This window comes from Enterobacter cloacae complex sp. SYL003 (genome assembly GCF_049236925.1).
GTDB classification, from domain to species: Bacteria; Pseudomonadota; Gammaproteobacteria; order Enterobacterales; family Enterobacteriaceae; genus Enterobacter; species Enterobacter intestinihominis.
Genome location: NZ_JBMKJK010000017.1, coordinates 72309 through 96892, shown reverse-complemented (window position 1 = coordinate 96892; position 24584 = coordinate 72309). Strand labels below are relative to the sequence as shown.

The 24584-nt window shown below is 54.8% G+C and carries 26 protein-coding genes; 7 read left to right on the top strand and 19 right to left on the bottom strand.

What is annotated here, in order from left to right; translation table 11 throughout:
• Positions 1 to 107 precede the first annotated feature (107 nt).
• A complete protein-coding gene (rdgC, locus tag ACOT1A_RS19710; RefSeq protein WP_006809928.1) occupies positions 108 to 1022 on the top strand; it encodes a recombination-associated protein RdgC in 915 nt (304 codons plus the stop codon).
• Between the two features lie 47 nt (positions 1023 to 1069).
• On the opposite strand, the gene ppnP is transcribed toward rdgC, so the two are convergent.
• The 5 genes from ppnP to ACOT1A_RS19685 all read right to left on the bottom strand — a co-directional run bounded on the left by ppnP (position 1070) and on the right by ACOT1A_RS19685 (position 3706).
• Positions 1070 to 1357 (bottom strand): pyrimidine/purine nucleoside phosphorylase, encoded by a 288-nt coding sequence (gene ppnP / locus ACOT1A_RS19705; protein WP_003859131.1) that lies wholly within the window; start codon positions 1355 to 1357, stop codon positions 1070 to 1072.
• A gap of 71 nt (positions 1358 to 1428) precedes the next feature.
• A complete protein-coding gene (locus ACOT1A_RS19700) occupies positions 1429 to 2106 on the bottom strand; it encodes an AroM family protein (RefSeq protein WP_003859133.1) in 678 nt (225 codons plus the stop codon).
• A gap of 236 nt (positions 2107 to 2342) precedes the next feature.
• Positions 2343 to 2534 (bottom strand): protein YaiA, encoded by a 192-nt coding sequence (yaiA, locus tag ACOT1A_RS19695; protein WP_003859135.1) that lies wholly within the window; start codon positions 2532 to 2534, stop codon positions 2343 to 2345.
• 44 nt (positions 2535 to 2578) lie between these two features.
• Complete coding sequence (gene aroL / locus ACOT1A_RS19690; RefSeq protein ID WP_022647212.1) at positions 2579 to 3103, bottom strand: shikimate kinase AroL; 525 nt, start codon at positions 3101 to 3103, stop codon at positions 2579 to 2581.
• 144 nt (positions 3104 to 3247) lie between these two features.
• Positions 3248 to 3706 (bottom strand): YaiI/YqxD family protein, encoded by a 459-nt coding sequence (locus ACOT1A_RS19685; protein ID WP_022647211.1) that lies wholly within the window; start codon positions 3704 to 3706, stop codon positions 3248 to 3250.
• 97 nt (positions 3707 to 3803) lie between these two features.
• On the opposite strand from ACOT1A_RS19685, the gene proC reads away from it, so the two are divergent.
• Complete coding sequence (gene proC / locus ACOT1A_RS19680; protein ID WP_022647210.1) at positions 3804 to 4613, top strand: pyrroline-5-carboxylate reductase; 810 nt, start codon at positions 3804 to 3806, stop codon at positions 4611 to 4613.
• Positions 4614 to 4629: 16 nt separating this feature from the next.
• On the opposite strand, the gene adrA is transcribed toward proC, so the two are convergent.
• The 5 genes from adrA to ACOT1A_RS19655 all read right to left on the bottom strand — a co-directional run bounded on the left by adrA (position 4630) and on the right by ACOT1A_RS19655 (position 8987).
• On the bottom strand, positions 4630 to 5733 hold the full coding sequence (adrA, locus tag ACOT1A_RS19675; protein ID WP_276170331.1) for a diguanylate cyclase AdrA: 1104 nt from the start codon (positions 5731 to 5733) through the stop codon (positions 4630 to 4632).
• A gap of 102 nt (positions 5734 to 5835) precedes the next feature.
• Positions 5836 to 6156 (bottom strand): phosphate starvation-inducible protein PsiF, encoded by a 321-nt coding sequence (gene psiF, locus ACOT1A_RS19670; RefSeq protein WP_276170330.1) that lies wholly within the window; start codon positions 6154 to 6156, stop codon positions 5836 to 5838.
• 294 nt (positions 6157 to 6450) lie between these two features.
• Positions 6451 to 6711 (bottom strand): anti-adapter protein IraP, encoded by a 261-nt coding sequence (iraP, locus tag ACOT1A_RS19665; RefSeq protein WP_003859148.1) that lies wholly within the window; start codon positions 6709 to 6711, stop codon positions 6451 to 6453.
• Positions 6712 to 6910: 199 nt separating this feature from the next.
• Positions 6911 to 8134, bottom strand: a complete 1224-nt coding sequence (locus ACOT1A_RS19660) for a multidrug efflux MFS transporter (protein WP_150312002.1) — start codon at positions 8132 to 8134, stop codon at positions 6911 to 6913.
• Between the two features lie 169 nt (positions 8135 to 8303).
• Positions 8304 to 8987 carry an extensin family protein gene (locus ACOT1A_RS19655; RefSeq protein ID WP_276170329.1) on the bottom strand — a complete coding sequence of 228 codons (684 nt, stop codon included), beginning with the start codon at positions 8985 to 8987 and terminating at the stop codon, positions 8304 to 8306.
• Positions 8988 to 9091: 104 nt separating this feature from the next.
• On the opposite strand from ACOT1A_RS19655, the gene ddlA reads away from it, so the two are divergent.
• Positions 9092 to 10189: a D-alanine--D-alanine ligase gene (ddlA, locus tag ACOT1A_RS19650; RefSeq protein ID WP_193543841.1), complete on the top strand. Its 1098-nt coding sequence runs from the start codon at positions 9092 to 9094 to the stop codon at positions 10187 to 10189.
• Positions 10190 to 10192: 3 nt separating this feature from the next.
• Here the strand turns inward: ddlA and ACOT1A_RS19645 are convergent, their stop codons facing one another.
• Entirely contained in the window at positions 10193 to 10411 is a 219-nt protein-coding gene (locus tag ACOT1A_RS19645) for a DUF2754 domain-containing protein (protein WP_022647204.1), read from the bottom strand.
• A 248-nt stretch (positions 10412 to 10659) separates the two neighbouring features.
• Between ACOT1A_RS19645 and ACOT1A_RS19640 the strand changes: the two genes are divergently transcribed.
• Positions 10660 to 10962, top strand: coding sequence for a DUF2755 family protein (locus tag ACOT1A_RS19640; RefSeq protein ID WP_003859159.1), 303 nt, complete (start codon positions 10660 to 10662; stop codon positions 10960 to 10962).
• On the opposite strand, the gene ACOT1A_RS19635 is transcribed toward ACOT1A_RS19640, so the two are convergent.
• The 3 genes from ACOT1A_RS19635 to ACOT1A_RS19625 form a co-directional block, all read right to left on the bottom strand.
• The gene (locus ACOT1A_RS19635; protein ID WP_126503132.1) at positions 10963 to 12060 is read right to left on the bottom strand and encodes a DUF1615 domain-containing protein; all 1098 of its coding nucleotides are present in this window, start codon (positions 12058 to 12060) and stop codon (positions 10963 to 10965) included.
• A gap of 12 nt (positions 12061 to 12072) precedes the next feature.
• Positions 12073 to 13293 (bottom strand): peptide antibiotic transporter SbmA, encoded by a 1221-nt coding sequence (gene sbmA / locus ACOT1A_RS19630; RefSeq protein WP_022647202.1) that lies wholly within the window; start codon positions 13291 to 13293, stop codon positions 12073 to 12075.
• A gap of 114 nt (positions 13294 to 13407) precedes the next feature.
• Positions 13408 to 13941 carry an isochorismatase family protein gene (locus ACOT1A_RS19625; protein ID WP_276170328.1) on the bottom strand — a complete coding sequence of 178 codons (534 nt, stop codon included), beginning with the start codon at positions 13939 to 13941 and terminating at the stop codon, positions 13408 to 13410.
• 204 nt (positions 13942 to 14145) lie between these two features.
• On the opposite strand from ACOT1A_RS19625, the gene ampH reads away from it, so the two are divergent.
• On the top strand, positions 14146 to 15306 hold the full coding sequence (gene ampH / locus ACOT1A_RS19620) for a D-alanyl-D-alanine-carboxypeptidase/endopeptidase AmpH (protein WP_276170327.1): 1161 nt from the start codon (positions 14146 to 14148) through the stop codon (positions 15304 to 15306).
• 2 nt (positions 15307 to 15308) lie between these two features.
• Here the strand turns inward: ampH and ACOT1A_RS19615 are convergent, their stop codons facing one another.
• Both ACOT1A_RS19615 and ACOT1A_RS19610 read right to left on the bottom strand, forming a co-directional pair.
• Positions 15309 to 15935 (bottom strand): helix-turn-helix domain-containing protein, encoded by a 627-nt coding sequence (locus ACOT1A_RS19615; RefSeq protein ID WP_022647199.1) that lies wholly within the window; start codon positions 15933 to 15935, stop codon positions 15309 to 15311.
• Between the two features lie 87 nt (positions 15936 to 16022).
• Positions 16023 to 18797 carry an autotransporter outer membrane beta-barrel domain-containing protein gene (locus ACOT1A_RS19610; protein ID WP_368958439.1) on the bottom strand — a complete coding sequence of 925 codons (2775 nt, stop codon included), beginning with the start codon at positions 18795 to 18797 and terminating at the stop codon, positions 16023 to 16025.
• A 452-nt stretch (positions 18798 to 19249) separates the two neighbouring features.
• On the opposite strand from ACOT1A_RS19610, the gene hemB reads away from it, so the two are divergent.
• Together hemB and ACOT1A_RS19600 are read left to right on the top strand one after the other, a co-directional pair.
• The gene (gene hemB / locus ACOT1A_RS19605; protein WP_003859169.1) at positions 19250 to 20224 is read left to right on the top strand and encodes a porphobilinogen synthase; all 975 of its coding nucleotides are present in this window, start codon (positions 19250 to 19252) and stop codon (positions 20222 to 20224) included.
• Positions 20225 to 20349: 125 nt separating this feature from the next.
• Entirely contained in the window at positions 20350 to 22074 is a 1725-nt protein-coding gene (locus ACOT1A_RS19600) for a lysophospholipid acyltransferase family protein (RefSeq protein ID WP_171932812.1), read from the top strand.
• 69 nt (positions 22075 to 22143) lie between these two features.
• On the opposite strand, the gene tauD is transcribed toward ACOT1A_RS19600, so the two are convergent.
• Genes tauD through tauB form a run of 3 tightly spaced genes read right to left on the bottom strand, consistent with a single transcriptional unit; the run spans position 22144 to position 24583 of the window.
• On the bottom strand, positions 22144 to 22995 hold the full coding sequence (tauD, locus tag ACOT1A_RS19595; RefSeq protein WP_023305554.1) for a taurine dioxygenase: 852 nt from the start codon (positions 22993 to 22995) through the stop codon (positions 22144 to 22146).
• A complete protein-coding gene (gene tauC / locus ACOT1A_RS19590; RefSeq protein WP_022647195.1) occupies positions 22992 to 23819 on the bottom strand; it encodes a taurine ABC transporter permease TauC in 828 nt (275 codons plus the stop codon). The genes tauD and tauC overlap by 4 nt, the downstream gene beginning before the upstream one ends.
• Positions 23816 to 24583 (bottom strand): taurine ABC transporter ATP-binding subunit, encoded by a 768-nt coding sequence (tauB, locus tag ACOT1A_RS19585; RefSeq protein ID WP_038415448.1) that lies wholly within the window; start codon positions 24581 to 24583, stop codon positions 23816 to 23818. The genes tauC and tauB overlap by 4 nt, the downstream gene beginning before the upstream one ends.
• Between the last annotated feature and the right edge of the window lies 1 nt (position 24584).

Sequence of the window (24584 nt, the reverse complement as noted above, 5' to 3'; positions counted from 1 at the left end):
TTTTGATTATCAACAGAGTAGAAGCCCACTTCCCGATTAGCAATGCAAGCGATGCGACAATTCGTTATCATGCCCGCTGATTTAACGACAAGGCCGTGGAAATTATCATGCTGTGGTTCAAAAATTTGATGGTTTACCGTCTCAGCCGCGACGTTTCGCTGCGTGCAGAAGAGATGGAAAAACAGTTAGCCGCTTACTCCTTTACCCCTTGCGGTAGCCAGGATATGGCAAAAACCGGCTGGGTTCCGCCAATGGGTTCTCAAAGCGATGCGCTGACCCACGCCAGCAGCACGGGGCAAATCATCGTTTGCGCCCGCAAAGAAGAGAAGATCCTGCCGACGCCTGTGGTGAAGCAGGCGCTCGAAGCGAAGATCTTCAAGCTGGAAGCTGAACAGGGCCGTAAGCTTAAAAAAACCGAAAAAGATTCACTGAAGGATGAAGTGCTGCACTCGCTGCTGCCGCGCGCCTTTAGCCGCTTTAGCCAGACCATGATGTGGATCGACACCGTGAACGGGCTGATCATGGTCGACTGCGCCAGCGCCAAAAAAGCGGAAGATACGCTGGCGCTGCTGCGTAAGAGCCTTGGCTCATTACCGGTGGTACCGCTGGCACTGGAGACGCCGATTGAGCTGACCCTGACTGAGTGGGTGCGCAGCGGGACTGCCGCGCAGGGCTTCCAGATCCTTGATGAAGCAGAGCTGAAAGCGCTGCTGGAAGATGGCGGCGTGATCCGCGCGAAGAAACAGGATCTGGTGAGCGACGAAATCGCCGTGCACATTGAAGCGGGCAAAGTGGTGACCAAACTGGCACTCGACTGGCAGCAGCGCATTCAGTTTGTGATGTGTGATGACGGCTCCGTGAAGCGCCTTAAGTTCTGCGATGAACTGCGCGATCAGAACGAAGATATCGACCGCGAAGATTATGCTCAGCGCTTTGACGCAGACTTTATCCTGATGACCGGCGAGCTGGCGGCGTTAATTCAGAACCTGGTGGAAGGTCTCGGCGGCGAAGCGCAGCGCTGACAGGCAAAACGTAGGCCGGGTAAGCGAATGCGCCACCCGGCATGCTTTTATTTCAGATAGCGGCACAGATAAGAGGTTGGCTCTGCAACCTGCAAATGGAACTCGCTGTGGCCCGGCACGTTGAACACCTGCCCGGCACTATAGACTTTCCACTCCGTTTCACCCGGCAGCAGGACGTTCAGCGCACCACTGACCACCGTCATCTCTTCCGCTTCTGCGGTGCCAAAGGTGTATTCCCCTTCCGCCATGACGCCGACACTGGCGCGGCCAGTGCTGCTGCTGGTAAAACCAATGGATTTCACTTTACCGGAAAAGTATTCGTTACTTTGAAGCATGAACTGGCCCTTATATTTATTGAGAAAAATCCACTATAGGGGCCATGCTCATGACCTGTCACGAAAAATCATTACACCAGTAATTCTGACGCCAGGCGCGCCATCAGGACGTTAGAGAGCAACACCGGAACATCCAGCGCCTTTTGCAGTAAATCACGATGCCGCTGATGGAAGCCCAGGCAGTCCAGCATCAGGACATCCGCCCCTCTGTCGATCAACTCCTGCCCGGCCGCAATCAGCTTCGCTTCGCTGTCCCAGAACGGGTTTGCCAGCGCGTACAACGGGGTGTGCTCCAGCGCGGCCCACTTCACCGTCTGGTTATCCAGCAGTTCTTCTACGGGAACGATAACGCCCACCTGATGACCATCAACAATTGACGCCACCAGCGGGGGGATAATCCGCATCGGTTCGAGCAGAATGGCATTACGCGCGCTGAGTCCTTTAACGGGTGCCGTGCTCATCAGCAAAATAACGTCATAGTCCTGATTGTCGAGCACTTCGATCACGCCCTGTAGCGCGCGCTCGATTTTCTGGCGCGACACATGCGCCAGTTTACCGTCACTGAGTAACGTTGCCAGGGGATCTTCCCCCTCTCCGACCGCGTAGTCTTCCATGACCTCTTCCCGACTGAGCTTCCCTAACAGACTGAGATGCGTAATTTGTTGTTCAGAGACATGCTCGGTTAAGAGCGGTAATACTTCGCTTACAGGCACCACACCAATCGTGAGGATCGCCAACGTCGCCTTCATTTTGATCGCCTTCCGTTACTACCACAACTGCCACACAAGTACAGGCTCACTACGCTGCACTGTTCATTTTTTCAACAAAACAGCACCAAGGGTAGCAGGGGATCTCTACACCGTAATGTAAAGATCGACTTGCCTTTCCGAATCCACCTGTAATAACTAAATATTAACTGCTGCTTAACATCAGCGATATGTTAAAAGTGTGATTCAGGCACGGTTGTAACGAATTCGGATTCCTATCAGGACTTCTCAGGATCCTCATAGCGCCGTTTCGCATCCAGCGCTTCCTGTTCGGTTTCATGTTCGCTGATCAGCGAATCAGGTTTAGGGTGATCGGCACGCAGCTGGTACCAGGTTACGGTCTGATCGCCGTTACCTTTTTCAACGGTAACGATGCGGGCTTCACGTGGATAGGGAGGTCTGGTTGGCATAGCTCATCCTTTTTTTATGTCTGAGCTATGAGTATAGACGGCTGTTAGCTGGCGCAAGCCAAACGCAGGGCGGTAATAATCTGAATCGCAACTTTCTCGGGTGACGCTGACGCATCCACAACGTGGTGTGCCGCCTCGCGGTACAGTGCATCGCGTTCGGCGAGGACGTCGCTGACCTCTTCACTCAGCGGTTTCGCGGTCAGCGCCGGGCGCTGTCCCTCTTCCGGAAACGCCTCCAGCCGCCCCACCAGCGTAGAAACCGGGGCACAAAGGTAGATTACGACACCCTTTTCGCGCATAAACTGGCGGTTATACGGCGCCAGAATAATGCCTCCACCGGTCGCAATCACGGTCGACGGTGCGGTCACCGCTTCCAGCGTGGCCGTTTCGCGCGCACGAAAGCTCTCCCACCCCTCATTCTCCACGATATCGGCGATGGTCTTACCGGCATTCTCCTGGAGCCAGTGGTCAGTATCGACAAACTGACTCTGGCACAGACGCGCCAGCTCCAGACCAACGGTGGTTTTCCCACAGCCGCGAGGGCCAACTAAAAAGATGGGTGGGTTCATAACCAGGTGTTCCCCTTGCTGCCGGATAACTGAAGGCTGTAAAGAAATGATTGCAGAAGATGTTGCGCTAACTTTACTGCAAAGCGGTACGGAATGACAAGCCTGTGGAAGTCACACTGTACCACAAAACAGCCCGGAGGTGGGCTACGCCGGGCGGCGCTTCACTTCCAGCAGCCATTTATCCAGCTCGGCGGCAAACTGCTGGCGATCGCGCTGCGACAGGCTGTCCGGCCCACCGGTTTGCACGCCGCTGGAACGCAGGGTATCCATAAAATCACGCATGGTGAGCTTCTCCCGGATCGTTGCCGGCGAATAGCGTTCTCCGCGCGGGTTAAGCGCCGCGGCCCCCTTCGCCAGCACGTCGGCAGCCAGCGGGATATCCGCCGTGATCACCAGATCTCCTGCGTCACACAGGCGTACTATCTCGTTATCTGCCACGTCGAACCCGGCCGGCACGCGCAGAGAACGAATGAACCTGGAGGGCGGCACGCGGATATTCTGGTTCGCCACCAGCGTCATCGGCATCTGCACCCGCTCGGCGGCGCGGAATAAAATCTCTTTAATCACATTCGGACACGCGTCCGCATCAACCCAAATCGCCATAGTGTCTCCCCATTATGATTCTGGCGACTATTGTCGCCTGCATTTCGTTGTTAAGCTATCAATGAGAGATAACAACGCATAATAACGGAGAGACGTGATGGATAAGAAAATCGGGTTTATCGGCTGCGGAAACATGGGTAAAGCTATCCTCGGTGGACTGATAGCCAGCGGCCAGGTGCTGCCGGGGCAGATTTGGGTCTATACCCCATCCCCGGATAAAGTCGCGGCGCTGCGTGATGAGTATGGTATCAACGCCGCCGAAAGCGCGCAGGAAGTGGCTCAGGTGGCGGACATTGTCTTTGGCGCCGTTAAGCCGAATATCATGATTAAAGTCCTGAGCGAGATCACCTCCAGCCTGAACAAAGAGAGCCTGGTGGTGTCGATTGCCGCAGGCGTGACCCTCGACCAGCTCGCCCGCGCGCTGGGGCACGACCGTAAGATTGTTCGCGCCATGCCAAACACCCCGTCGCTGGTAAATGCCGGTATGACCTCCGTTACCCCAAACGCGCTGGTTACTACTGAAGAGGTGGCGGATGTATTGAACATTTTCCGCTGCTTCGGCGAAGCGGAAGTGATTGCCGAACCGATGATCCACCCGGTTGTCGGCGTGAGTGGTTCTGCCCCGGCGTATGTCTTTATGTTTATCGAAGCCATGGCTGATGCCGCCGTACTTGGCGGTATGCCACGCGCGCAGGCCTACAAATTTGCAGCGCAGGCGGTGATGGGCTCGGCCAAAATGGTGCTGGAAACGGGTAAACATCCGGGCGAACTGAAAGATATGGTGTGCTCTCCGGGTGGCACAACCATTGAAGCCGTGCGCGTGCTGGAAGAGCGCGGGTTCCGCTCCGCCGTGATCGAGGCGATGGAAAAATGCATGGAAAAATCAGAGAAGCTGAGTAAGTCCTGATGCGTTACGCCGGGCGTCAGGCGGCCACTTCGGTGCGACCCCGTCCGGCATTTTTGGCTTTATAGAGGGCCACGTCCGCGGCCTTTAGCCATTCACGATAGTGCGTGAACTGCGCCCCCCAGGGGGCAACCCCAACGCTGATACACAACCTCGCCATAGGTGCTCCGTGCAGCGGCATGTTGACCAGCCTTTCATGGACGCGCGCCATCGCCGCAATCGCATTGTCGGCAGGCGTGCCGGACATGATCACCGCAAATTCATCTCCCCCGAAGCGGCCAATATAATCGCCTGCGCGCAGGGTCAGCTGAAGCTGGCGCGTGATGGCGACAATCGCTTCATCCCCCACGTCATGCCCCCAGGTGTCGTTGATCGTCTTGAAGTGATCGATATCGATGAGCAGTATCGTCGCCTGTCGATGGCTGCGACGGCAGGCCTCAAATTCGTTACGCAGCAACGTTTCCCAGTGACGGCGATTGAACACGCCGGTCATTCCGTCGCGGGTACTCATCAGCTCAAGCCGACGCTTATGCTCTGCCAGCCGGATCGCCGTGCGGTGGCTGAGCCAGGCAAACAGCATGGGGTAGACCACCAGCACGGGGAGCGTCAGCCACAACGCCAGCGGTTCAGAGGTCAATAGCACAGGAGTATCCGTGGATTGCACGGTGAGCAGGGCAGACAGAGCAAGCAGCGCAAGTCCTGTCAGAAATAAGCGGCATCCCCCCGATCCCATCATGTTCATGCCGATCATCACGATCAGCGCCGCCGTTGGCAGTGCATTGAACCCTATTAAGCCCATCCAGACGCCAGCAATGATGGCATCGATTTTCAGATTAACGATTTCACCGCTGTGGGGGCAGGTCGAACGAAAAGCCAGCTGCCAGGCCAGATGGGGCCAGACAAAGACCCAGCCCACCAATAACAACCACCAGACGCCAGAAAGAAGCTGACTCACCAGAACGCTGGCAAGCGGAACAAACAGCGCCGCCAGACCAACGATGCGTGCCAGCCGTATTCGCCGGGCAAATCGCAGACCGGAACGGTATGAGTCATCCTGAGAAAGCTGCTGATACCACGCTTCCCGAATGTTCTCTTGATTGTCATAAAACTCATCATTCATCATTTTTGGGAATATTCTGAAACATTTTCCCAAATTATAGAGAGGGGGATAGCGGGGAAAGTATGAAATTTTGGGTGAGCCACAGCCGTGACTCACCCGTTAGCACTACGCCTGTTTTTTCAGGCACGCGCTCATCAACTTGCTGCGATCGTCGCCTTTCAGCATCTGCTGTGTCGCCTGGGCATTGCACTCGCGCATTTTTTGCTGCTGCGGGGTCAGGCTTTTTTCACCCGGTTTGGTCGTACCATTTTTAAGGCAGTCGCTCATATACGTTTTACGGGCATCCCCTTTCAGACTTTGCGAGGTCGCCTGTTGGTTACAGGTCGTCATGCGCTGCTGCTGGGGCGTTAACGTTTTCTCTTCCGCATGTGCTGAGGCGATCAGACACAGGCCAGAGAGCAGGGTAACCAGTATTGTTGTTTTCATTGCACCATCCTTTATGTGAAGTTCCACGTTAAGTCTGGTTCGTTACGGGAAAAAAACCACCCTGCGGCCATGATTTTCACCGTGATTCAGGGTTATTTCAGTCCCGTCGCAGCGCGATTATTATTAACCGGTTTCGCAGGAACGGAGGAGGTAATTACGAGCGAGTTTAATGCGGTGAAAAGTGTGCTCTGCTTCATTTTAATTTCCCCATGGTAACGGGGTAAAAATAAAAACAGAGCGACGCCAGGCATCCTGCATGACAATTCTGTGACACGTCATTTCACCTCTGGCCGGTTAACTGCGAGGATGCCTTAAAAGCTTCTTTACGTATTGCTGAAGCAGCTCCGCGTCCTCTGCGGGCACCTGTGAATCAGGGCGAGCTTTTTCCAGCGCGCCTTCAACGTTGTCGATCAACGCCTCCTGCTCTGGTTTTGCCATCTGTCGCAGCAGCGCCGTCACAACGATCTCCAGCGCCTCGACCTGGGCAACCAGCTCTTTCGACTCTTCTTCCTTTTGGGCAAGCTTAACCAACAACTCAGCAATGAGATTTTTCATGGTGCTATGTCCTTATGTGATTTCCCCTGAAATTAACACCCTCACTGAATAATGAAAAGCATGGATTGGTTTTATCTTATGCAAAAGTGACATTGCTGCCAAAAAAGATATTTCGGAGCGCAAGCGAAACGTTTTTCTAAAAGACAGAAGCCGCATTTCGTTATATAAAAATGCGGCCATCATAAGAATTAATAATATATTATCGTGTTTGTCGGCCTGACTTTGCCTCAGCGATTCGCCGGCGACGGCGCAAGGCAAAGGCCAGTTGAATAATATTAAGAAGCACCACTACCGCCGTCGCGGCAAATACCCAGCGGAAACCCGCCATCGCCGAGACCGAGGCGCCAATAAGCGGGCCCGCTACGTTGCCTAAATACATGAACGACTGGTTGTAGCCAAAAATGCGGCCGGTTACCTGGTCACTGGAATATTTCACCAGCAGCGTCTGTACAGCGGGCAGCATAGCACCATCCGCGAAGCCAAGCAGGAAGCGCAACACCCCGAGCTGAAGCGGTGTTGTGACGAACGACATGGCAAAGAAAAGGATCACCGCAATGATGAGCGTTGCCATCAGAATGCGTGCCGTACCGATCCTGTCGCCCAGTTTCCCCAGACGCGGAGCGGACATCAGCGCCGACACGCCCGGCACGGCGGCAATCATCCCGCTCAGAAAAGCAATGTTGCTGCTGTCCGGTGCCATCGACTTGATAAACAGCGCCAGAATCGGTCCCACCGAGCCGTTACAGAGCTGGATCACCATCGTTGTCACAAAAAGGCTAATCATCAGGCCAGGATAAGGTAGCGAGGCGAAAACCGCCTTTCCGCTCAGGCGTTCTGATTTGCTGACGACAGGCCGACCGCCCTCTTTTATCAGAAAAAGGGTGACCAAAAAGCTGACCGTTAGCAGGATGGCGGTAATGATAAAGACCGCACGCAGCCCAACATGGTCAGCCAGGAAGCCGCCGAGCAGGGGGCCGCCAATTACACCGCTAATCTGGGCCGTGGAAAGCGTGCTGAGTGCCCAGCCGCTCCGCTCGCGCGGTACCTGTGAGGCCACCAGCGCCATGGCATTCGGAATGTACCCGGAGGTCAGCCCCATTATCGCCCGCAGAATAAACAGCTGCCAGACGTTGGTGGCGAAGGCCTGGAGCAAAATGGCTATCGCCATCCCCAGCGAGGCGCGGAGCAGCATCAACTTGCGCCCCTTGCGATCCGCAAGGCTGCCCCACATCGGTGACACAATAGCGGACACCAGAAACGTCACGCTGAACGTCAGGCCGGACCACATAGAGAGCGCTTCATGGGAAGTGACCCCCAGCTGCGACACGTAAAGCGGCAGGAAGGGCAATATCTGGCTGATAGCCAGTCCGGTGAAGAAGCAGCCGAACCAGACTGAAATGAGGTTAACTTTCCAGGATTCCATAACAGAAATAGTCTTCATTTTTAGGCGAATTCGCCGACAGATTAGCAAGTTACGCGCAATGACATAGCGCCAGAGATGCGGCCTTGCAGACTTTGGTGTTTTATCTTCCCAGTCATCATATTTGTGAGATAAGTCACAATCTATCCAATTTTCGGCGGAAGATTATGCTTCATCGACATAAGCCATAGCCGCGCATTCCCAGATGGAAATGGTTGGCATGGGCGGCATTGTAGTCCGGCCCCAGAGCGTTACCGTAATAGCCGCAGCTTGCCGACAGCAGCGCCTGTAGCCAGGGCTGCGTCTTTTCCGCTTTCCAGCCGTTGAGGACGGTAACACGCTGTCCGTTTGCAAGCCTGAAAGCGCTGATATCCAGCGCATCCGCCGTGGCATGTTCGCTGCGCCGCGCATCCGGGCGGCTGTAGATATTGCGGCAGGCGAAGCTGCCCAGATGTTCAATACGCGTAAGCTCGCTGCCGGTCCAGGTTTTGGTGAGCGGCCGGGCCTGCTGGCTGACAAACAGCGCCGAGCTTAACGCCAGCGGGCAACTGGCAAGGAAGCTGCCGTTGAGGCTGACCGGGCCAAAATCGCGCACGCGCACCACGTTACTCAGCGGACACTCACCGGCGCTGTCAGCGACCGCCTGGGTACGGATAAGCTGGCGTTGATTCGCCTGCGCTAACAGGTTTGCGCACGCCTGCGGCGTTAAGCGCCGGACTTTAAACTGGGTTATTTTTCCAGGCGGATCGTCAAGCGTAAGCGGCACGAAAGGGTTGTAATGCGGCGGCAACCAGCGGTAGCCCACCGTGGCGATCCCGGCAATAACAATAAGAATAAGCAGACCTTTTCCTTTCACGCGCCCCCCTTCAACATCCCTCAAAACATTATGGCAGAAGGCCGCGAAACCCGCCGGGCATCGTGGTATGTTATTGGCTTTTCGTCAGACTGGAAGAGAGTGAGATGGCAAAGCAGCGCGTAGGTATTGTCTTTGGGGGAAAATCATCAGAGCACGAGGTGTCATTGCAATCGGCTAAAAATATCGTTAATGCGATTGATAAAAGCCGTTTTGACGTGGTGCTGCTGGGCATTGATAAACAGGGCCAATGGCATGTTAACGATGCCAGCCAGTATCTGTTACACGCTGATGATCCGGCGCGCATCGCCCTTAATCCTTCTGATATCAGCGTCGCAACGGTTCCAGGCGTGGCACAGGGACAGCTTATCGATGCCGGGAACGCGCAGGCGCTGGCACAGATTGACGTGGTGTTCCCTATCGTTCACGGCACGCTGGGCGAAGACGGCTCCCTGCAAGGCATGTTGCGGATGGCGAACCTGCCGTTTGTCGGCTCCGATGTGCTGGGTTCTGCCGCCTGCATGGATAAAGACGTCACAAAACGTCTGCTGCGCGACGCCGGTCTGAATATTGCACCGTTCGTCACGCTCACTCGCGCCAACCGCGATAAACACAGCTTCGCGCAGATCCAGGCGCAACTCGGCCTGCCGCTGTTCGTGAAACCGGCGAATCAGGGCTCGTCCGTCGGCGTCAGCAAAGTCACCAGCGAAGCACAGTTTAACGATGCCGTTCGTCTGGCCTTTGAGTTTGACCACAAGGTGGTGGTTGAGCAGGGAATTAACGGGCGCGAAATTGAGTGCGCCGTACTGGGTAACGACTTCCCGCAGGCGAGTACCTGTGGTGAAGTGGTGCTGAATAGCGACTTCTACTCCTACGACACCAAATATATTGACGACAAAGGTGCCCAGGTTGTGGTTCCCGCCGCGCTCGATCCTGACGTTAACGACAAGATCCGGGCGATCGCCGTTGAAGCCTATCAGGCGCTGGGATGCAGTGGGATGGCGCGCGTCGATGTGTTTCTGACGGCGGATAACGAGGTAGTGATTAACGAAATCAACACCCTGCCGGGCTTTACCAATATCAGCATGTACCCGAAATTGTGGCAGGCCAGCGGAATAAGCTATCCGGAACTGATCACCCGCCTGATTGAACTGGCGCTGGAGCGTCACGCCGCTGACAGCGCCCTGAAAAGCTCTGTTAACTGACGGTTAGTCGGCTTTCTCTGCCGTCGTCTCATCGGGACGACGGCGGATAATGAATCCCGCCAGCCAGAAACTGATTACCCAGGTCACCAGCCCAACCGCATAGGTTTGCCAGCCCTTCGCTTCAAATCCCAGCAGCCCGACAACACCGTTGAGTATAAAGATCAGCCCGATCGCAAAGGCGTAGTAATGCCAGTCACGGCGTAGTTTGGAAGTGAGCTTCATGACAACTCCGGCAGAAAAAAAACTATCCTCTCACAGTTTGATAAAGCCGTCTGTGGCGGATACGTAAATTCTGAAAAGCAGCGTAGTTTCACTTATGTTATCAATTTGTGACGTGATGCAGAAATCGACAATCCAGGAGAAATCCTGAGCCGAATTTCCCACGATTCTGATATTGACAAATGCTATGACCTGTCACACTCACCCTGTACGACGCGTATTAAAACAGAGTGATATTTTCGGGAGGTCTTATGGCAGACTTTACATTGTCGAAACCGATTTTTGGCGGAAAACAACCAAAAACCTCCACGGCGGGGAATATTGCCTATGCCCTGTTTGTTCTGTTTTGTTTCTGGGCAGGAACCCAACTGCTGAACATGCTGGTGCATGCCCCTGGCGTGTATGAGCATCTGATGCAGGTGCAGGATACCGGCCGCCCGCGCGTTGAAATCGGTTTAGGCGTGAGCACCGTATTCGGGCTCATTCCCTTCCTCGCGGGCAGCATGGTTCTGGGCGTGATTGCGCTCGTGCTGCGCTGGCGCAACCGCCACTGATTACAGTCCCATACAGCGAGCCCGACGATCGTCCACGCGTTTTGCGAACCATGCGGTCGTCAGGTTACGCGTGATCTTCGGGCTTTCAAGCTGAATGCCTGGCAGAATGGCTCTGGGTAGTGCCTTTCCACTTTTCTTCTCTGCAAGCGCGAAAACCTGCTTATACAGATCCGTTTTCTCAAACGCCAGGCTGTCACCCTTCTCCAGCTGTCGGCGAATGTCACTGTTGCTCATCTCCAGCTTCGTCGAAAGTTTTCGCACTGCCCGTTCGGTGGACCCTGCCTCGCTGCTGCCGTAAGCAATGAGATCGCCATCCAAAGCGAGCTTCACACCGCTGGCACGGCTTACCGCATTCTGGAAGGCTGCATTTCGGCTGGCATACCAGCCCGCGTTAAAGTCGGCAAAACGATACAGCGGTTTATCGTAGCTGGCCGGATAATTCAGCAGGTGATACGTCCCAAACCACAGCCCACCGCGCAGGGAGAAGACTTCCTGACGCACCGTACCGTCGATATCCCACGGATAGCCGTCGGTATGCTTTTCCGCAAATGCGATGCTTACCTGCATCGGACCGCCGGTATGTACCGGATTCAGCGAGCCAAACAGCTTCTGCCCCATCGGCACCATATTGATGAAATCATCGAAAATGGCGCTGAGCTGCCTCTCGGTTTTCACCGTATCCAGCCGTTCGCTGTAGCTTTTCCCGTTTGGAGAGGTGATTTTAAGGGCGGTATGTACCAGGAAAACCGGGATATGCATCGATTCGGCCCGGCGGTCGATCTCCTTCCAGGCGATTTTGTTCAGGCCAGGCACAACAGGATCTGACTGATACATCGATTCCTGCTGCGCCACCGCCAGCACCGAGCAGATGTTCTCCTCGGTAGGCGCGATCTTCTGACTTTTGAAGGTCGTTGCCAGCGCATCAGCCCACTCACTGCGATCCTTCACGCTGGCGGGCATTTTTTGCCGCACCACGCTCGCCACATCAACGGGCTTCTCCCCTTCTTTGAGCGGGGTAGCCCCTTTCTCGGCACAGCCCGCCAGCACGACGGCGGCGAGTAACGTCAGCGGTAATGCACGTGGTACGGCAAATGGCATAGCAATTCCTTTTTAACCTAATGTATGGGTGACTTCCTGCAAATCCTTATCGTCCAGCTCACGCTCGAAACTGCGTAAACGTTTGTAGATGGACATCAGCTCCACCAGCGTAGTCCAGGAGCTAATCAGGTACTGGAACGAACCGCGAACCTGACCAAAAACGTTGGTGATCTGGGTCATCAGACCGAGCGTAATCGTACCCGCAACGATGGACGGGAACAGCAGGAACAACCCGAAAACGTTATCAACCTGAAGATAAAGGATGCGCGCGATATTGAAATACATGTAATGGAAATAGAGGCGGAAGTAATTACGACGTACGGCGCCAAACAGCTCACGCACGGTAGGCGGTGACGCACGGTTGGGATCGTCTTCACCATACACCAGCTCTTTACGGTAGGCCGCTTCCACGCGCTGGTTTTTAAATTCCAGCCCCGGCAGCTTGATCCCCACCACTGCCAGCAGTCCCGTTCCCATCAGCGACCAGACAATCGCGGCAATGACCAGGCCGTACGGCAGATGGCCGACAATCGGCAGTTCCGGAACGTGGGATGAGAGCGTCACCAGCACCGGCAGGAAGGCGATCAGCGTCATGATGGCATTAATAAAGCTCACGCCCATATCTTCCAGTGTAGAGGCAAAACGCATGGTGTCTTCCTGCACACGCTGTGCGGCACCTTCGATATGACGCAGGTGCTGCCAGTGCGCCATATAGTGTTCGTTCATCGCGGTACGCCAGCGGAACACATAGTGACTGACGAAAAAGTTATTCATCACGCCGATCACCACGGCGATGAGGGCGATGCCGAGGAAGATCCCCACCTCATGGTAGAACTGGTTAATGGTCACTTTATGCGGCGAACTCAGCGCCGTCTGGATCAGATCGTAAAACGGCGCATACCAGGCGTTGACCGCCACGCCCACTTCCACCAGGAACCAGGTGACAAAGATGATTAACGACGTGCCGAGAATCGACCAGTATTGCCAGCGGTGAGGCGAATAGATAAACCAGAACATGGCAAAAAGCCCCACGCAGAGCATGTAATAGGCGTAGAAAAGCAGATAGCTCATGGACCAGAAGCGCGCAGCGCTAATGGGAATGTCGCCCGTTGCCCCCGTAAGACGGGTCAGCCACGCGCCGCCACCGGCCTGCCAGAAAATGACAGCCAGCAGTGCCCAAATAAATGCCGACAGGAAAAAGGGCCCCGGCTTTGGGAAAAAAGACTTAAACATTGTGCTTCCTTCTTGTTGTTATGGCTGTTGCTGTGTTTAACATATCGCCACACGAAACCTTGCCTGGGCCAGCCTCCCGGCTCAGGCAAAAAAGTCAGACCTGCGGGTGAATTATTAGTTCGCTTTCCAGTTTTCAAGAATTGTTTCGGTGCGTTTCACCGAAGGCGGGTTGGCAGGGGCGATGAAGTTACGCCAGACATCGTTATAGTGCGCGATCAGAACCTGGGCATCGGCCGCTGGACGATTGGCCGTGGTGTGGGCATCCTCCGCAACCGTGATGTGGTAGCCCCGGCTGACACCGTTTTTAAAGGTGGCATCGACACAATAATCCGTCGCGCAGCCGCAGATAATAAATTCATCGATCTCCTGTTCGCGCAACAGTGCCTCGAGCGAAGTGTTATAGAAGGCATCGCAAGCGGTCTTCGTGACGTAAAACGCCCCTGCCGGCTGGTTGAGATCGGGCAGCAATGCAAACCCTTCGCACCCCTCCTCTAGCCCGCCAGCTTCAGTATGCTGTATGAAAATAACGGCCTCAGCAGCCTGGGTAAGCTGATTGATCAGTGAGACACATTTCTCACTCTGATGGCGCGGCGTCTTAAACACCCCATTCTGCATATCAACCACCAAAACCACACGCTTTTCAGACATACCGTTCTCCGCAATAATGAATGTAACTGGTGACTATCATAAGCCCGATGTCACAAAATGGGAGTCTGGCCGTAAGTAAATTGTGCAAATTTACCCACGGTTACGTTTTTCTCGCTATCGTTATGCAAATCGGACGATTGCCCGACGCCGATTAGTAGTATAACTACCCGTAACTCTCCTTATTCACTGGATGGATGCTTTTCGTTGAAACGTTGTCTGCTCTCTTTCGCCGCGCTGTGTGCGGTGAGCCTGTCCACCGCCCAGGCAGCACAGCCTCTGACGGCACCGGTTCTGGCCTCTGACATTGCCGATCGCTATGCGAACCTTATTTATTACGGCAGTGGTGCGACGGGAATGGCGCTGGTCGTGATCGACGGTAACCAGCGGGTGTTTCGCAGCTTCGGTGAAACACGACCGGGAAATAACGTTCGCCCGCAGCTGGATTCCGTTATCCGTGTCGCGTCGATAACCAAGCTGATGACCAGCGAAATGCTGGTGAAATTGCTCGATCAAGGCGTGGTAAAACTCGACGATCCGCTCAGCAAATATGCGCCACCCGGCGCTCGCGTTCCGACATATCAGGGAACGCCGATCAGGCTGGTGAACCTGGCGACCCATACCAGCGCCCTGCCGCGAGAACAGCCCGGTGGCGCTGCGCATCGCCCTGTCTTTGTCTGGCCAACTCGCGAACAACGCTGGAATTACCTGAGCACCGCAACGCTGAAATCGGCTCCGGGTTCTCAGGCTGGCTATTCTAACCTGGCGTTTGATCTGCTGGCCGACGCGTTAGCAACGGCATCAGGTAAGCCTTACCCTCAACTTTTTGAAGAGCAAATCACGCGTCCGCTCGGGATGAAAGATACTACTTACACCCCCTCCCCGGACCAGTGCAAGCGTCTGATGGTGGCGGAAAAAGGGGCCAGCCCGTGTAATAACACGCTGGCAGCCATTGGCAGCGGTGGGGTTTACTCTACGCCTGGCGACATGATGCGCTGGATGCAACAGTTCCTCTCATCGGATTTTTACGCGCGCAGTAATCAGGCCGACCGAATGCAGACGCTCATCTACCAGCGTGCTCAGTTACGTCGCGTCATCGGTATGGATGTTCCCGGTAAAGCCGATGCCCTCGGCATGGGCTGGGTATATATGGCGCCAAAAGATGGTCGCCCGGGTATTATTCAAAAAACCGGTGGGGGTGGCGGATTCATCACCTACATGGCGATGATTCCGCAATCAAACGTGGGCGCTTTTGTGGTGGTCACCCGGTCACCGAACACCCGCTTCGTGAATATGAGTGATGGCGTAAATAACCTTGTAGCCGAGCTGAGCGCCAATAAAGCGCAGATACTTACGGCCGCTAACTGAGCTTAATAGTCCGTGGGCAAACGGTTGATACTGATCAGTTTGCCCCGGCTCATATTGATGTAGTTCCCCTGACGCAGCGCCGCCAGAACCTCCGCAACCACCGAACGTGATATACGCGTGCTACGCTGAATATGATTCATCACACCAATTTTTGAGCGTAGCGTGTCATCCCACTCGGCCATATTGATTAGCATCGCCCGAATTTGGCTATACGAATTATTTCCGACCAGCTGGATATCACGTTTTCCCAGTAAATGATTTAGCCATGAAAGCCAGCAGAATGCTTCTTGCCAGAGTTGCGCTTCTTGAATAATTTCGCATGCAGTAGAGGCTGGCAAATAAAATCCGGTACAAGGTGTTTGTGCCATCAGGGAATATTCAAGATAGCTGTCATTAATCCATGCACTTAATCCATGAATATAGGGTGCCCGTGCAATACCCACGAGTAATTCATCTGATTTACGGTGAACGACTGTCAGGCCGGATTGTATTACAAATGTCAATGGTTCATCATCATTATTGCCGGTAGTTATAAATTGTTGTGGTTCCGTTTTAAATGGGGTACCGGCGACTTCCAGACACTTTATGAGCCGGCTTAATTCAGAAAGTGGTTTCGCATTAACGTTCATGCATACCTCAAGTCATCTGTATATGTCGGTTCTTTATTATTTTTAAAGCACATAAAAAAGCGGGGGCAAAATCCCCCGCGTTTTTTCTTACCAGGTATATTTCACACCCAGGTTTGCTCCCCAGTTCTGGTCAACGTCGCCGCCGCCCAGATAAGTCGCATCAGTGTAAGCACTGAAGTTTTTCGTGAAGCTGAACTGAGTGCCCAGTCCCACGCGAACCGCAGAGCCTTCCACGCCGTTGTCAATGCTGTCATTGTTGATATCAGCATTGTTGTCGGCATCGTCATACACGTAAGCCAGCTTGAAGTAAGGGGTTAATGCCTGCTCGCCACCGTAGTTGAAGGTATAACCTGCATCCACGCCGAGCTCATAACGCATACTGTCGTAAGACTGGCCATCGATACGCATGTCGTTGCTTAACTGATAGTCATCACCGGACTGGAACAGGCCAGAGATCGCCGCGTAAGGCGTGACGTAGCCAGACAGGTTTGGTTTCCAGTCATAGCCCAGTTTCATCCCGAAACCAACGGCGTCAGTCGTGGTATTACCGTCAACATACTGACCGTTGCTCATGGTAGCAGAGAGGTCGTTGTTGAAGCGGGTGTAGCTCATGGAGCTGTCGAGGAAGATGTCGTTCATGAACTTCGCCGACGCGTAGATCATCGCAGTCTGGCTGTCCTGATCGACCTGACCAGTACGATCGCTGATATCACCCTTCGCGAAACCAGCCGCACCACCGACAATCCACTTCGCGTTATTACCGTCGATCTGAGTATCCAGACCCACCATAATGCCGCTTACGTCCTGATCGTAGCTAACGGTGCTATTATCCGCGTCAAAGTTGCCGCCAAAATAGCTCACCCATGCGCCGCCGTTATCTGCCAGGCCATGACGGCTGTTGGTCAGACGGGTACCCACGGTATCCTGTTGCAGATTCCAGATGTTGGTATTAGCAGAAGGAATGCTCAGCGCCATGTTGGCGTAGTCAGTCAGCTCTTCCTGCTGGAGAACAACGGTGTCACCCTTCTGCTGCGCCTGATAGGTGTATGCACCTAAATCAGCTTTGTTTGCCGCAGTAAAGCTGGCAGCGGTATCCGCGTTATTGTCATAGACGCGAATGATCTCTTTGTTTTTGTAGTCAGCTACGGAGCCTGCACCGGTCGCATCGTCGATGCGCACTTTATAGTTACCGGCAACGTCACCGTTCACCGCCAGATGGCCGTCAGAGTTCAGCGCGACAACACCATAGTCGTAGTCCGCTTTATGGCTATCGTTGGTGATATAGCGTGCGTTGTTCAGGTCGCTGTTCAGCACATAATCGCGGCTGGCAACGTTGAGCACACCGCCATCAGTCAGCACCATATTGTGCGTATCAACCTGACCCAGACCCAGCGCCAGCTCTGCACCGTTGTCTACAGTAATGGTGTTGGCATACAGTTCTGCCGTCTCTTCAGTCAGTGCCGCACGGCTGTAGCTATCCAGATACAGACTGTCGGTTGCCACGGCACCGCTGTCGCCAATATTCAAGGTTGAAGCATTGGTCAGGGTGATGGAATCTGCCAGCAGGCCGGAGTTTTCAACATTGACCTGAGACTGGTTGTTCACCGTCAGTGCATCGATGTTGGAGATCTTGCGGGTATCCCACTCGGAACCGTTATCCAGCGCCACGTTGAACAGGCCGCTCTGATACACCTCTTCACCGGCAACGTGACCGTTGCTGTCAAAGGTAGAATCAGGCCAGATGCTATTCGGGGACAATGCGTGCCAGTCTACGTTGCTGTAGCCCTGGCCATACATCTGCGCAGTGCCGATAGCTTCAACGCTGGACTGCGCTGCACCCACCCACTTACTGCCGTTGGTCAGCGTGACATCCAGTTTATCGGTACCATCCCAGCCGTTGGTGGTTGGGTTATAGACGCCATCTTCTGTGGTATCCGTTGCCGGATCGCCATTCTCGTAGAAGTTGTTATCAAAGGTGCTGGAGAAAAGAATGTCACCCGTAACGGTAGAGTGATCGAAGGTAGCGGTGGTCTGCATGGCGTTATCAGACGCACTGGCAGCAACGATCAGCGCCGCATCATCCGCAGCCGTGGCGTTGGTTTCACCGTAGTCGCTTGGCTTCGCCGTTTGACCGTAGAAGCCGCTGGTACCCAGATCGCTGTATGCGCCAGAGGTCAGCACAGAGTCTTTCACCACCAGCGTATCGGTAAAGATATTGCTGCTGTTAGCAACGCCTTCAACACCGTCGTATGGCGTGTTATCAAGCTCCTGATAACCCTGCGTCAGCGTGATGCCCGCGATGTGGGAATTGTTCTGAATAACGATATCAGACTCAACATCCAGGGTGATGGCGTTACCCAGACCATAGGTGTCCAGATAATGCGTTTCAGTGGTATCGCCATTAACGACATCATACGCATAATGCTCGTAGGTATCGTTGATGGTGGAGTTATCAACAGTCAGGCTAAAACGATCGTACTGGGTATGCGTAGTGCCGTCAGTATCCACGCCTTCTGCACACGTCGTGGTCATACACTCTGACGTGATCATGCCGTTAATGGTGCTGTTAGAAATACTCAACGCGTTCGTACGGCCATTGACACCATCATCCAGATAGTATGTCGAAATAACTCCGTTTACGGTTGATTTATTGATGACTGGATAAATGTCACCATCATGTGTGGCATCTGAATAATCCCAGTCAGCATAACCATAATACCAGGGCGTGGACGCAGTATTGTCATATCCAAAAGTATTATATGTCGTGCCGGATATATCTTTCGCATTGGCCTGAGAAGCGATAGCCAGTGTGCAGGCTAATGCAAGTTGTGATACAACCAGTTTCTTTTTCCATGTTTGCATTGGGTCATCCCTCCTCAGGGACGTAAGCAAGTTTGTCCATCAAATCATTTGGCAACGTTTAATTGCGGAAGGAATTATGCAGTTTCACTTCGAAAAGGTTCAATGAATGATTCCATTAAGTCCGTATTCAGACAAATAAGCTTATAAACCCAGGGCAATATCAATCATTATGAATAAATATTATAAATTCAACTGATTGCAAACTACTTTAGTTGCTTCGACACATATAATGAAAAGCAATAAATCATTTATATTTATAATCCCAAACCAATATAGAAGCCTCACCAATATCACATACCACCCTGGACACCATAATAAGATTTATAATATATACAAAATACATGTAGCGTATATTAATCGATTTCGAAAATCTAAAAGACAACTTTAGTAAAACACCACTCTCCGCTTTCAGGTACACTAAGCCTCTTTGTTCCACAAACATCAGGCATACCATGACCGATTTAATTGCTCGTCCCCGTCGCCTGCGCAAGTCACCCGCACTGCGCGCCATGTTTGAAGAGACAACACTGACCTTAAACGATCTGGTGTTGCCGATTTTTGTTGAAGAAGAGATCGATGACTACAAAGCCATCGACGCGATGCCGGGCGTGATGCGCATTCCTGAAAAGCATCTGGCCCGCGAGATCGAACGCATTGCGAATGCGGGCATCCGCTCGGTGATGACGTTCGGTATCTCCCACCACACTGACGCAACCGGCAGTGATGCATGGAAAGAAGACGGCCTCGTGGCACGCATGTCGCGCATCTGCAAAGAGAGTGTGCCGGAGATGATCGTCATGTCCGATACCTGCTTCTGCGAATACACCTCTCATGGCCACTGCGGTGTGCTGTGCGATCACGGCGTGGACAACGATGCGACCCTGCTGAATCTGGGCAAGCAGGCGGTGGTTGCCGCCGCCGCAGGTGCGGATTTCATTGCACCTTCTGCGGCAATGGATGGTCAGGTTCAGGCTATTCGTCATGCGCTGGATGCGGCAGGCTTTACCGACACCGCCATCATGTCCTACTCCACCAAATTCGCCTCCTCCTTCTACGGCCCGTTCCGTGAAGCGGCGGGCACGGCGCTGAAGGGCGATCGTAAAACCTATCAGATGAACCCGCTGAACCGCCGCGAAGCGATTCGTGAATCTCTGCTCGATGAAGCACAGGGCGCAGACTGTCTGATGGTGAAACCGGCCGGCGCGTATCTGGATATCCTGCGCGACATTCGCGAACGCACCGAACTGCCGCTGGGCGCATACCAGGTGAGCGGCGAGTACGCGATGATCAAATTCGCCGCGCAGGCGGGTGCCATCGACGAAGAGAAAGTGATCCTCGAAAGCCTGGGGGCGATCAAACGCGCGGGCGCGGATCTGATCTTCAGCTACTTCGCGCTGGATCTGGCTGAGAAGAAAATTCTGCGTTAATCCGCTTTAGCGCCGGGTGGCTTCGCCATACCCGGCCTGCTCTCTGCGCGAATCTTCACTAAACTGCAATACAACCGACATCTCCTCCTTCTACTGTCTGGGCAAGACGGCAGGAGGAGTGATCAATGTTTAGTCTCGACAGCGTTCTTGATGACCTTTGGCCTCAGGCGAGGCCCGCACCCTGGCAAAAAAGTCTGTTAAAAAGACTGCTCCACGAAGACGAATTTCAGCAGTTTGCCGCCAGCCACCGTCACCTGAAAGGGCTGGATATGGTAGAGCAGGTTCTGGAACACCTTGATATTCTCTGCACCATTTCCGCCCGAGACCTCGAACAAATCCCCGAACACGGCCCACTCATTGTGATAGCGAACCACCCGACGGGCACCCTGGATGGGCTGGCGCTACTGTATGCCGTTTCGCGCGTGCGCCGGGACGTCAAGGTTGTCACCAACCGGATGCTGTCTCACCTTGAGCCCCTCAGCTCGTTGTTTATCCCCGTGGACAATATGGGCGGCAGAACCGCAAAAGCATCTCTGGTGAAGATGGAGCAGCACCTGCAAAACGCCGGCGTGCTGATCTTCTTCCCGGCGGGCGAAGTCTCCCGCCCAACGCGTAAAGGCATCCGCGATAAAAAGTGGCATCCGGGCTTTATCAAGCTGGCCAGCAAACTACGGGTACCGCTGCTACCGGTACATATTCAGGCCCACAACAGCCTGCTGTTTTATGCCAGCACCCTGGTATCGCCGACGGTATCCCTGCTGCTGCTGATGCAACAGATGTTTCGCCGCCGCCACAGCCAGCTGCCGATCAAAATCGGCCAGCAGATTGCCTGGAATGATCGGTTTAGCTCTACCCTTTCATCGCGTGAGATGGCCGAGCAGTGCCGTCAGCACGTGATACGACTTGGCAAGGGATTGCCTGGCGTCTTTAAAACCCAGTGCGCCATTGCCCGCCCGGAAGACAGGGCCACGCTGAAGCGGGAGCTGGCGCAGGCCGAATGTCTGGGCAAAACCAGCGATGGTAAAACCATCTATTTGTGGCAGCGCAACGGGCAGGAAGAGGCGCCTCTGCTGCGCGAGCTGGGGCGACTGCGCGAGATTGCCTTTCGCGCCGTGGAGGAAGGCAGCGGAAAACGCCGGGATACCGACAGCTACGATGATGACTATCTGCATCTTATTCTGTGGGATGATGATGACCTCGAGATTGTCGGCGCGTACCGCTTTATGCCAACGGCCATGCAGGTGGAAAAGTGCGGCGTCGAGGGATTGTACAGTTACAGCCTGTTCCACTACGACGAAAAAATGCAGGACATACTGGAGCACGGCATTGAGCTGGGGCGCAGCTTTATACAGCCGCGCTACTGGGGACGTCGCGGTCTGGACTACCTGTGGTCAGGCATTGGCGCCTATCTGGCGCGCTATCCACATTACCGTTACCTGTTTGGTCCGGTGTCCATCTCCGGCGGCTTACCGCCTGCCGCCCGGGATCTGCTGGTCGCGTTTTATCGTCTCTGGTTTCCGGCCAGCCACCCGTTAGCCGCCTCGCGTCAACCCTACCCGGCGTCACTCCCGGACGTGCTGGCGCAATTTAGCGGGGTGGATTACGTGGATGACCTGACAAAGCTCAAATCCCTGCTCGGCAATCTGGGCTGCGGTATTCCGCCGCTTTATAAACAATATTCCGAGCTATGCGAGCCAGGCGGCGTGCAGTTTATCGATTTCGGCAGCGATCCGGCGTTCAATAACTGTATCGACGGGCTGGTGCTGGTGGATCTGTGTTATCTGAAGGCGAACCGCTATCAGCGGTATATAGAGGCGCACTTAATACCCTCACCCCTGCCCTCTCCCTAAAAGGGAGAGGGTGAAAACCGCACCAGTCAGTCCCCTCGCCCCTTTGGGGAGAGGGTTAGGGTGAGGGGCTCAAACCGCACGGTAGAACGGCTTATCCCCCAGGATCGTCGCCCGCTGCATAATCCTTCGCTGCGGCAGGTAATCCGCATTGGCGTAATGCTGCGTGACGCGGTTATCCCAGATCGCCAGATCGTTCTCCTGCCAGCGCCAGCGCACCTGAAACTCCGGCTTCGTGATATGCGCAAACAGGAAGCTGAGCAGCGCCTCGCTCTCTTTTTCCGTTACGTCCACAATGCGCGAGGTAAACCCTTCGTTCACAAACAGCGCCTGCTTGCCGGTCACCGGATGGGTACGCACCACCGGGTGCAACAGCGGCGGATGTTTTGCGACCGCATCCAGCCAGCGCTGGTGCTCCTCTTCCGTTTTACGGTACTTATACTCCTGGAACGATTTTTTAAAATCATGCTCCGCCCGCAGGCCACTTAGCAAGGTCTGGAACGGCGCGGAGAGCGCCTCAAACGCCGCAATGCCGCTCGCCCACAGCGTATCGCCGCCGGTCTCTGGCAGTAGTTTTGCTGCCAGAATCGCCCCGGCTGGCGGTGTGTCGATAAAGGTAACATCCGTATGCCAGTTGTCATTATCGGGCGGGTTATCGTTATGAGTGTCCAGCACGATAATTTCCTCCACCCCTTCCGCATGCGGGTAGACCGGGTGGATATGCAGGTCGCCAAAACGCAGGGCCAGCGCGCGCTGCTGTTGCGGGGTGATGGCCTGCTCGCGCAGGAACACCACCTGATGGCGCAGCACCGCGTGGTACAGCTGCTCAAACTGGTTATCGCTCAGCGGACGGGTTACGTCCAGGCCCGACACCTGCGCGCCAATGTACGGCCCCAACGGGATAATCGTCAGACGTTCACTCATTGTATTTCTCCATGCCAGGGCGTCAGGCGACGCTGTAGCGTGCGCAGTCCCAGTTCTAATCCAAAGGCGATCGCGGCGATGACCGCGATCCCTGCCAGTACCACGTCAGTCGCCAGGAACTCTCCCGCCGACTGCACCATAAACCCAAGGCCGCGCGTGGCGGCAATCAGCTCTGCCGCCACCAGCGTTGACCAGCCCACCCCAAGGCCGATGCGCAACCCGGTCAATATCTCCGGCAGCGCACCTGGTAAAATGACGAACAGCAGTACCTGCGCGCGGCTGGCGCCGAGCGACTGCGCCGCACGTATGCGTACCTGCTGCGCACTCTTTACGCCAGCCAGGGCCGACATTGCTACCGGCGCAAAAATAGCCAGATATATCAGTAAGATCTTTGACGTCTCGCCGATGCCAAACCAGATCACCATCAGGGGCAGATAAGCCAGCGGCGGTACGGGACGGTAAAGCTCTATCAGCGGGTCGAGAATGCCGCGCACCGTCGGGCTCAGTCCCATCGCAATCCCCACCGGAACGCCAATAATGACCGCCGCCAGCAGCGCCACCAGAATACGCGTCAGACTGGCGCCTAAATGCTGCCAGAGGGTGGCATCCATAAAGCCCTGCGGTCCGGCGATGGCGATCAGTTTTTCCAGAACCTGGCCTGGCGGGGGCAGAAACAGCGGGCTGATCCACTGCTGCGCGGCAACCGCCCACCATACCGCCAGCAACACCACCAGCGTGCTGACGCTTAAGGTGAGCTGGCGAGAGAACGGCCAGCGTAAGGCACGGCGCGTCCGCCGCGTTTTTTCACTGAAGACAATGCTCATGAGAACGCCTCCCGCTGTTCAAACACACGGCTCAGGATGTATTCCCGTTTTTCGATAAATAGCGGGTCTGATTTAATGCTGCGTACTGGCTCTCCCGCCATATAGCGCCGGGCAAACTCAAGCGGCAGACGCTCCAGCACGCGTCCCGGTCCCGGTGAGAGCAGCACCAGCTCCGTCGCCATAAACACGGCCTCTTCGATATCGTGGGTGATTAACAGCACCTGCTTGCCGGTTTCGTGCCACAGGCGCAGCAGCAGGGTTTGCATCTGCTCACGGGTAAAGGCATCCAGCGCCCCGAAAGGTTCGTCCAGCAACAGCAGCTGAGGGTTAGCCGCCAGCGCACGGGCAATCCCGACGCGCTGACGCTGCCCGCCTGAAAGCTGCCAGATAAAGCGTTTTTCAGCCCCCTCCAGCCCGACCTTTTTCAACATGTCGCGCGCCGTATTCAGACGCTGTTCACGCGCTACGCCGGCCAGTTGCAGACCAAACGCAACGTTTTCCTGCACGTTTCGCCACGGAAGTAGCCCTTCGTTCTGGAAGACCACGCCGCGCTCTGCGCCCGGCCCCGTGACCCGTTTTCCTTCGAGTTGGATCGTGCCGTGCTGATACGGTACAAACCCGGCGATCAGGTTCAGCAGCGTCGTTTTCCCGCAGCCGGACGGCCCCAGTACGACCAGCAGTTCACCGCTGTCCAGCGTCAGGTTGATCTCTTTCAGGGCGGGTTTGCCGCCGTAATCGGCAGACAGGTTGGTAATGTTCAGCATC

Bases quoted from the DNA above. Each gene is read 5' to 3' on its own strand.
- ACOT1A_RS19685 (WP_022647211.1), bottom strand. From the start codon at position 3,706: ATGGCGATTTGGGTTGATGCGGACGCGTGTCCGAATGTGATTAAAGAG.
- tauC (WP_022647195.1), bottom strand. From the start codon at position 23,819: ATGAGCATTGTCTTCAGTGAAAAAACGCGGCGGACGCGCCGTGCCTTA.
- ACOT1A_RS19635 (WP_126503132.1), bottom strand. From the start codon at position 12,060: ATGCCATTTGCCGTACCACGTGCATTACCGCTGACGTTACTCGCCGCC.
- rdgC (WP_006809928.1), top strand. From the start codon at position 108: ATGCTGTGGTTCAAAAATTTGATGGTTTACCGTCTCAGCCGCGACGTT.
- proC (WP_022647210.1), top strand. From the start codon at position 3,804: ATGGATAAGAAAATCGGGTTTATCGGCTGCGGAAACATGGGTAAAGCT.
- ACOT1A_RS19610 (WP_368958439.1), bottom strand. From the start codon at position 18,797: ATGCAAACATGGAAAAAGAAACTGGTTGTATCACAACTTGCATTAGCC.
- aroL (WP_022647212.1), bottom strand. From the start codon at position 3,103: ATGAACCCACCCATCTTTTTAGTTGGCCCTCGCGGCTGTGGGAAAACC.
- ACOT1A_RS19660 (WP_150312002.1), bottom strand. From the start codon at position 8,134: ATGGAATCCTGGAAAGTTAACCTCATTTCAGTCTGGTTCGGCTGCTTC.
- tauB (WP_038415448.1), bottom strand. From the start codon at position 24,583: ATGCTGAACATTACCAACCTGTCTGCCGATTACGGCGGCAAACCCGCC.
- hemB (WP_003859169.1), top strand. From the start codon at position 19,250: ATGACCGATTTAATTGCTCGTCCCCGTCGCCTGCGCAAGTCACCCGCA.
- ACOT1A_RS19640 (WP_003859159.1), top strand. From the start codon at position 10,660: ATGGCAGACTTTACATTGTCGAAACCGATTTTTGGCGGAAAACAACCA.
- psiF (WP_276170330.1), bottom strand. From the start codon at position 6,156: ATGAAAACAACAATACTGGTTACCCTGCTCTCTGGCCTGTGTCTGATC.
- ACOT1A_RS19615 (WP_022647199.1), bottom strand. From the start codon at position 15,935: ATGAACGTTAATGCGAAACCACTTTCTGAATTAAGCCGGCTCATAAAG.
- sbmA (WP_022647202.1), bottom strand. From the start codon at position 13,293: ATGTTTAAGTCTTTTTTCCCAAAGCCGGGGCCCTTTTTCCTGTCGGCA.
- iraP (WP_003859148.1), bottom strand. From the start codon at position 6,711: ATGAAAAATCTCATTGCTGAGTTGTTGGTTAAGCTTGCCCAAAAGGAA.
- ACOT1A_RS19600 (WP_171932812.1), top strand. From the start codon at position 20,350: ATGTTTAGTCTCGACAGCGTTCTTGATGACCTTTGGCCTCAGGCGAGG.
- ddlA (WP_193543841.1), top strand. From the start codon at position 9,092: ATGGCAAAGCAGCGCGTAGGTATTGTCTTTGGGGGAAAATCATCAGAG.
- ACOT1A_RS19700 (WP_003859133.1), bottom strand. From the start codon at position 2,106: ATGAAGGCGACGTTGGCGATCCTCACGATTGGTGTGGTGCCTGTAAGC.
- ppnP (WP_003859131.1), bottom strand. From the start codon at position 1,357: ATGCTTCAAAGTAACGAATACTTTTCCGGTAAAGTGAAATCCATTGGT.
- ACOT1A_RS19625 (WP_276170328.1), bottom strand. From the start codon at position 13,941: ATGTCTGAAAAGCGTGTGGTTTTGGTGGTTGATATGCAGAATGGGGTG.
- tauD (WP_023305554.1), bottom strand. From the start codon at position 22,995: ATGAGTGAACGTCTGACGATTATCCCGTTGGGGCCGTACATTGGCGCG.
- yaiA (WP_003859135.1), bottom strand. From the start codon at position 2,534: ATGCCAACCAGACCTCCCTATCCACGTGAAGCCCGCATCGTTACCGTT.
- ACOT1A_RS19645 (WP_022647204.1), bottom strand. From the start codon at position 10,411: ATGAAGCTCACTTCCAAACTACGCCGTGACTGGCATTACTACGCCTTT.
- adrA (WP_276170331.1), bottom strand. From the start codon at position 5,733: ATGATGAATGATGAGTTTTATGACAATCAAGAGAACATTCGGGAAGCG.